Here is a 6407-nt window from a genome sequence, read left to right as displayed (position 1 = left end):
GCCGCCCGCGAGGGGCCTCTCGCCTCGGGCCGCGCGCGCCGGAGCACGGACGGCGAGGCCCGGCGGGCGGGCAGCGCGATCGCGGAGAGGCGGCCCCGCAGCCTCGAGACCGGGTGCGCGAGGATAAGCGAGCACGGGGCGCCCGCGGGGCTCAGGGGGCTCATCGCGGCATACGCCGAGCAGCACGACGACGCGCGGCCGCGCCGGTCGCTCGGCCGCGCCGGTCGCTCGGCCGCGCCGGTCGCTCGGCCACGGCACGCCGGCCGAGCGGTACTATCCGGGGCTGATGGCCGCCTAGGCGGCCGCGTTAACGGATGTGGGTTCACTCCCGGACCAGGATTTCGTGTCCAAACGAACGGGCCACATTACTGCTCGACCTTCTTGATTTGCTCAAGCGCCGAGTCGACATAACACCCCTGAGCTTTTGCCTTCATTCGCGCTCGCAGCGACGCCGTCAGAAATGGTTCGCGCTTTAAGCCGGAGCCAAAGGTCAGCGATGCTCCGCTCACATCAAGCAAAGAGGCCTTTGCCGTCACTTCATTGCCGCTGCCAGGACTAGCAGCAAAGACTTCACAGGTGCTGGTCACTTTCTCTGCCATCCCTACCTCCATCCAGGACTAAAGGGCATCACGATGGCACCATCTGCAGATATTATATTGCTTACCTTGTCCCATATTAGATATTTTTGTCCTATACTGTTTCTTGTCTAACCACCGATAGGGGCAGCTATGAAAAAGCGCAACGTAATCAATCTGATCAGGTACCACGAAGACCACAACGAAGCCGCCTTTCGGAGCGAGGCGGCGGAAATCGCAAGGGACTTTGATGCGAGCGGCGACGAGCAGCTCGCCGAGTACATCATGGCCCTCATCTCTGACGCCAATGCGTTTGTCCCTCAGTCAGCGGAAGAGGGCGGCACTTTCTTCGACAAGATGGACCCGTCATCCACGCCCTTGCCACTTCCACAAGTCATCTCCGACGATGTCACCGGCGTTTGCAACGCCATCGCACACAACGCTGGCGTAAACAAATTCCTGTTCCAAGGCCCTCCGGGCACGGGAAAGACCGAGTCGGCTAGGCAAATCGCGAGGATTACTGCACGCGACCTCTACCGCGTCGATTTCAACCTGGTGGTGGACAGCAAGCTCGGCCAAACTGCAAAGAACATCGGCAAGCTGTTCCGGGAAATCAACTCCCTTCGTCTGCCAGACAAGGCAATCATCCTCTTTGACGAGATTGACGCCCTCGCCCTCGACCGCGTGAACCAGCAGGATGTAAGGGAGATGGGGCGCGCCACATCCGCCCTGTTAAAAGAACTCGATGGTTTGAACGAGCAGGTTGTACTTATAGCCACAACTAACCTATACAAAGAGCTGGACAAGGCGCTCGTCAGGCGCTTCGACGCCACCATCGACTTTGGCCGATACGACCGTGAAGATCTCATTGATATCTCCGAGGTGATGCTGAGCGGCCTATTGCAGCAATTTAAGGGCTCCGGGCGTAACATGCGCCTCTTCAGGAAGATTATCTCGCAAATGGCCGAGGTTCCGTATCCAGGCGACCTTAGGAACATGCTGAAATCGGCGCTGGCATTTAGCAATCCCGACGAACCATACGACTACCTGCGGCGCGTTTATAAGCAGGCTTGCCCGTCATCGTCCATCGACAACCTAGCCGAGCTGCGCTCACAAGGTTTTACGGTGCGAGAGATGGAGGCGCTGTCCGGCGTATCCAAGAGCACCATTTCGCGCGAGCTAAAGGAGACGGCGTATGAATGATCTTCTGCAGCTAAAAGGCCAATTTCAATATGGCAAGGCGAATGCACCTGGCGCTCCCGAGCTCCCTAAGGGCAAGACGGTGACATCGGAGCACCTTCGCGGCCTAGCATCAAATCTGAGCAGCATCAAAATGTATTGGGAAAAGGGCGCCTTCGGCTTTGGCCCAATCGTCACTGTCGCTTACTGCAACATCGTGGCCAAGAGCAACCGAATTCGTCGTATCCTCGGCGGGCCAGGCGGCAAGGCGGGCGATTACATCGTAGGCGCGCGCTTCGAAGGCGAGGGCAAAGACATTCACCATGAAATTGTCCACTGCTTACCTATGGACATTATCGTCGAGTCCATTGAGCTGCTGGAAAACTGCGCGACGCTGGTCGACAAACGCTACGGTGGGACCATTGGCAGCGACGACCTCAAGCAAGTCAACGCAAGTGGCATCAAGGGAGCAGCAGGGCTCACAAAGAGCTCTTTTGCGCAGACAATACGGGATGCTTCATACGTCTCTCGGTTTTACGTTAGCACCGCACACGAGACCATTGAAGGCAGCGCCATCGTAAGTGTCTATGACACGGGATACAAGGATGTTCGTTCATTCTTGGCCGGGCTCGGCGTGGGGTTAGACCTGGCTCCCGATAGGGTCTTAGAGAACGCCATCCGACTCGAACCAGACGAATATGCGAGGCTTGTTGCCAAATACCCCTTCCTCGTCTCCATGGCGCTCTCTGACATCTCTGTCCTTACCCCCGAGGACTTCGGAATCGAAAGCGAAGGGAGCGCTCGAATTCCTGAACCAGGCAACGAGCCGATTATCGGCGTGCTCGACACACCCTTTGACAACAGGGTCTACTTCGCCGACTGGGTGGACGACCACGACCTCACGCCCGCTGAGATTAACCTTGACGCGAGCCAGAAAAAGCACGGCACCGCCGTTACTTCCCTCATCGTCGATGGTCCGAGTATCGTACCCGAGCTTGACGATGGCTGTGGAAGGTTCAAGGTACGTCACTTTGGCGTGGCTACCGGAGAGAGGTCCAGCTCATTTGCCTTTATGCGGCAGGTGCGCACTATCGTTGAGCAGAATCGTGATATCAAGGTTTGGAATATCTCGCAGGGATCGATTCGCGAGATTGCTCGAAACTTCGTTTCTCCCGAGGCGGCCATCCTCGACGAGCTCCAGTCGCGCTTCGGTGACATTATCTTCGTTGTTGCTGGAACCAATAAAACGAGCGTAGGCCAAGAGAAGATTGGGGCTCCGGCAGACTCGATTAACTCGCTGGTAGTAAACGCAACGTCCTTCTCTGGATCGACCGCAGACTATTCCCGTCGCGGACCGGTGCTTGATTTTTTCAAGAAGCCAGACGTGTGCGCAATCGGCGGTGACTCCACTAAGGGAATGCCGGTCTGTACAGCAACTGGCAAATATTTGATGAGCGGAACCTCATTTGCAGCTCCCTGGATTGCCCGCAAGATGGCTTACCTCATGCAGGTGATGGGCCTTTCGCGCGAGGTGGCCAAGGCGCTAATAATCGACTCTGCTGCAGGTTGGGATTACTCGGGGGACGCATGGCGCGGCTATGGCCAGGTTCCTGTCCGCATTGAGGACATCGTCGGATCAAAGAGCGATGAGATCAAGTTCACACTCGCCGGGACCTCGGAAGGCTACGAGACCTACAACTACGGCATCCCCGTGCCTATCTCAAAAGAAAAGCACCCCTACATTGCTCGCGCGACGATCTGCTACTTTCCGCAATGTGACAGGCGTCAGGGCGTGGACTACACCAGTACAGAGATGGATCTTCACTTCGGAAGGATTGACAACAACGGCAAGCTAAAGTCGCTCGACAACAATCGCCAGGGAGACGAGGGCGTCACCACCACCGAGGCAGCAGCTCGAAAGAACTACCGCAAGTGGGACAACGTCAAACACATCGGCGAGGAGCTCAAGGAGAACGGGCACGGAAAGAAGGCCTACTCAACTGGAATGTGGGGAATCAAAATCCGCACCACTGAGCGCGGTTACGGGCCAGATAAGAAGGGGCAGGGACTGCGCTTTGGCGCCGTGATTACACTCAAGGAAATCAATGGCGTCAACCGTATTGATGACTTTGTACAGCGTTGCTCGCTCAGAGGATGGATTGTCAACCGGATTGATGTGAAGACCAGCGTTGACATCTACAACGCCGCCGAAGTTGAGATCGACTTCGAATAGTGAGGTGCGGCTTTGGAGAAGCGGTCAAAGCGTCAAAGTTTAGCAACGGCTGCCGGCGAATACGCCGGCAGCGTGACTGGCGCCTTCTTTGATTCCGCACCCGGCGACCGTTCCGCCGCTGAAGAACTTCTCGAGGGCGTCCTAATCGCTGCCCAGAAGGAGTACGAGGAGAAGAAGGCGCCGTATCTCGCACGGCTCTACGCAAACATCCTGTTCCATCCCGAGGTAAGCCGCCCGGCGGCAAATCGCCTGCTAAAGCTTGCGAACCAGCTCACGTATCGTCAGCTTGTCATCCTCAGCAATCTGGGCTATATGCTGCAAACAGGCTCCTCGCCGCTAAAACAGGAGCCTTACCGGCAGGTTCGTGGACTCGAAAATGTAGCCATTGCCAGCGAAATCTACGAGATGTATCGAATGAGTCTTATTGGCTCGTCCGAAGTCGCTCTCGACGCTGCAGGCATCAACCCAAGCGCACTGTCCCTCATCGGCTATGGCGCAAAGCTGTTTGAGTTGATGGAGCTCTGTCAACTCGAAAAGGACGATGAGCTGGTTGATGTTCAGAAGACGGTAGTCGGGTTTCTCATGGGCAAGAATCTTGACTGCTCAACCGGCGAAGATGCTGGCATCAACGCGGGACGCACAAAGTGGAGGAATCTCGGGTAAGCGTTTGGTAATACCCGTCCACCACCTGCGGCTTGCCGAGATACCTGATCTTCAAGTCCTCGCCAGAAGCTTCCCTCGTGGTTGTCGCCAAGCATAAGTCGATCAAGATTGGGCTACCCGCGCGCCAGCACAAGACCTACCCCTGCGCTTTAAAAGCGCTTGGAATAATTGGCGGAAGGATGAAGTTGCTTGCCGGTGTCATGCCTGCAATGGTCATGAGCACGGACCTGGCATGCGAATATGCCATCGAGAGGGCATTTGTCGCCAAATAATCACGCGCGCCCTCAGCAGATTCGAAATAGGGGCAGTCGATTGCAACTTCTATCAGGACGTTTATCCCTGAGTCGAGTCTGATATCGGTCTCGTCCTCGGGGTTGGCCAAGGTCGCGGACAGTTCCAAGTTGGCGCGCAGCGCATAGACGCCATCTGAACCGTTGTTGTCAGGCTCACTGGTCTTGTAGTCGATGCCAAGATCAAGCTTCATATCGCCGACCGATTCTTCCGCAAGCCTGAAATGGACATCGGAAACGGTAAGGGCGCGCATCTTTATTGGCGCGATAACTGCATCCGAAATCATGCGACTACCTCCAGAACCGGAATGGGTTCATTCGAACAGGCGGTGGAATCGCTCCAGGTATTAGGCCTATCCCAAGAGCTTGGCGCCGTGTTTCGCTCGTAAACCATGCTAAGGAAAACCTTTCCCTCGCCCCTATATCGGAAGCCGCCATCCAAGGCGAAGTCGAGAGCATTCTCGATTTTTGCCAAGCTCGCAATGGTGAGATTTTGCTTACCCCTGATAATTCTGGAAACCTGGGCTTCGTTCATCCCCAATTTGCGGGCAAGCTCCTTTTGGTTAAGGCCGAGCTCCTTCATCCGTTTATAAATGGAAGCGGAGATATCCAGCCTGTGCTCAAGAGCAAGGCTGTCGTCGGATAGCTTGACGCCCTTGAGAGATTCGAGGCTTTTGCCGGTTCTGACCTTCATGCTGTTTCCTCTTTTGATTTCTTGATTCGCGTCTACTCTTCGATAAGTTGCTTTGCTATTCGTGCGAGCCTGATCGCCTTGTCCATGGTTGAGGGAGGTATTCCTCCGGAGGAACGTTGCTGGTGGCCTTTAAAGTCAAACAGGAGGACGATGAGGGCCTCAGGCTTTCCCGCTGCATAGGACATAATTCTGAAGACGGTCCTCTTTGCTTTGACTTCAAAAAGGGCGATGTCCCCCGTTCCCTTCAACCGTTTGAGCAAGCCCGCCGCGATGGCATAGTCCAGCCCATTCTCATAGATCCTGATCAGAGAGCGCCTGATGAGGGCCGCTTACTCACGTCGCTTTGGATCCGCGCTCATGACGTCCAAGAAGGTGTCCTCTTGGCCGATTGGATTAAGATCGAGGGCGCTCACCGTACCGCTAAGCTTCTGGCTGACGAGTTCGTAATCTTGGTCCAAGTCCACCTCCTCATCAGGCAAATTGACTTTTAACGCAACTATACTACAGGCGGTTATTTGCCAATGCGTCATTTCTACGGCGTGGCTCAAGCTTCATGACATCGACGCGGACCGACCTTCGTGCCAACGACGCCGCTCATAACGACCGCGGCACTCCCGGAGGTCACCGTCAACGATGCCCCTCGGGTCTGGGCGCACCCACAAAGATGCAAAGATTCGGTCGGCGGAAGTTTTCTGCGGACCGTGCGGGTCTGCCTGACTGTGCGCACTGCAAAACCGCAGCTCAGATTAGTGCGAAATCAAGAGAGCGCCCAT

At 55.9% G+C, this 6407-nt stretch carries 7 protein-coding genes; 3 read left to right on the top strand and 4 right to left on the bottom strand.

Annotated elements, in window-relative coordinates:
* Positions 1-365: 365 nt before the first annotated feature.
* Positions 366-599: a hypothetical protein gene (locus tag U5709_RS06745; protein ID WP_321970651.1), complete on the bottom strand. Its 234-nt coding sequence runs from the start codon at positions 597-599 to the stop codon at positions 366-368.
* A gap of 129 nt (positions 600-728) precedes the next feature.
* Here U5709_RS06745 and U5709_RS06740 point away from each other — a divergent pair, with 129 nt between their 5' ends.
* The 3 genes from U5709_RS06740 to U5709_RS06730 are packed head-to-tail and all read left to right on the top strand — an operon-like array spanning position 729 to position 4650.
* Positions 729-1778 carry an AAA family ATPase gene (locus tag U5709_RS06740; RefSeq protein WP_321973055.1) on the top strand — a complete coding sequence of 350 codons (1050 nt, stop codon included), beginning with the start codon at positions 729-731 and terminating at the stop codon, positions 1776-1778.
* The gene (locus tag U5709_RS06735) at positions 1771-3987 is read left to right on the top strand and encodes a S8 family peptidase (RefSeq protein ID WP_321973054.1); all 2217 of its coding nucleotides are present in this window, start codon (positions 1771-1773) and stop codon (positions 3985-3987) included. The genes U5709_RS06740 and U5709_RS06735 overlap by 8 nt, the downstream gene beginning before the upstream one ends.
* Positions 3988-3999: 12 nt before the next feature.
* Entirely contained in the window at positions 4000-4650 is a 651-nt protein-coding gene (locus tag U5709_RS06730; RefSeq protein ID WP_321973053.1) for a hypothetical protein, read from the top strand.
* 136 nt (positions 4651-4786) lie between these two features.
* Here the strand turns inward: U5709_RS06730 and U5709_RS06725 are convergent, their stop codons facing one another.
* The 3 genes from U5709_RS06725 to U5709_RS06715 form a co-directional block, all read right to left on the bottom strand.
* Complete coding sequence (locus U5709_RS06725; protein ID WP_321970647.1) at positions 4787-5227, bottom strand: hypothetical protein; 441 nt, start codon at positions 5225-5227, stop codon at positions 4787-4789.
* A complete protein-coding gene (locus U5709_RS06720; protein WP_321970646.1) occupies positions 5224-5634 on the bottom strand; it encodes a helix-turn-helix transcriptional regulator in 411 nt (136 codons plus the stop codon). The genes U5709_RS06725 and U5709_RS06720 overlap by 4 nt, the downstream gene beginning before the upstream one ends.
* A gap of 329 nt (positions 5635-5963) precedes the next feature.
* Positions 5964-6092, bottom strand: coding sequence for a hypothetical protein (locus U5709_RS06715; RefSeq protein WP_321973052.1), 129 nt, complete (start codon positions 6090-6092; stop codon positions 5964-5966).
* Between the last annotated feature and the right edge of the window lie 315 nt (positions 6093-6407).

This window comes from Paratractidigestivibacter sp. (assembly GCF_963660155.1).
In the GTDB taxonomy this organism is placed as follows: Bacteria; Actinomycetota; Coriobacteriia; order Coriobacteriales; family Atopobiaceae; genus Paratractidigestivibacter.
Note: the sequence above shows the minus strand (reverse complement) of the source record. Positions and strands in the feature narration are given on the sequence as shown.

Coding starts and splice junctions, on each gene's coding strand:
- U5709_RS06745 (WP_321970651.1), bottom strand. CDS start 599: ATGGCAGAGAAAGTGACCAGCACCTGTGAAGTCTTTGCTGCTAGTCCT.
- U5709_RS06740 (WP_321973055.1), top strand. CDS start 729: ATGAAAAAGCGCAACGTAATCAATCTGATCAGGTACCACGAAGACCAC.
- U5709_RS06735 (WP_321973054.1), top strand. CDS start 1,771: ATGAATGATCTTCTGCAGCTAAAAGGCCAATTTCAATATGGCAAGGCG.
- U5709_RS06725 (WP_321970647.1), bottom strand. CDS start 5,227: ATGATTTCGGATGCAGTTATCGCGCCAATAAAGATGCGCGCCCTTACC.
- U5709_RS06720 (WP_321970646.1), bottom strand. CDS start 5,634: ATGAAGGTCAGAACCGGCAAAAGCCTCGAATCTCTCAAGGGCGTCAAG.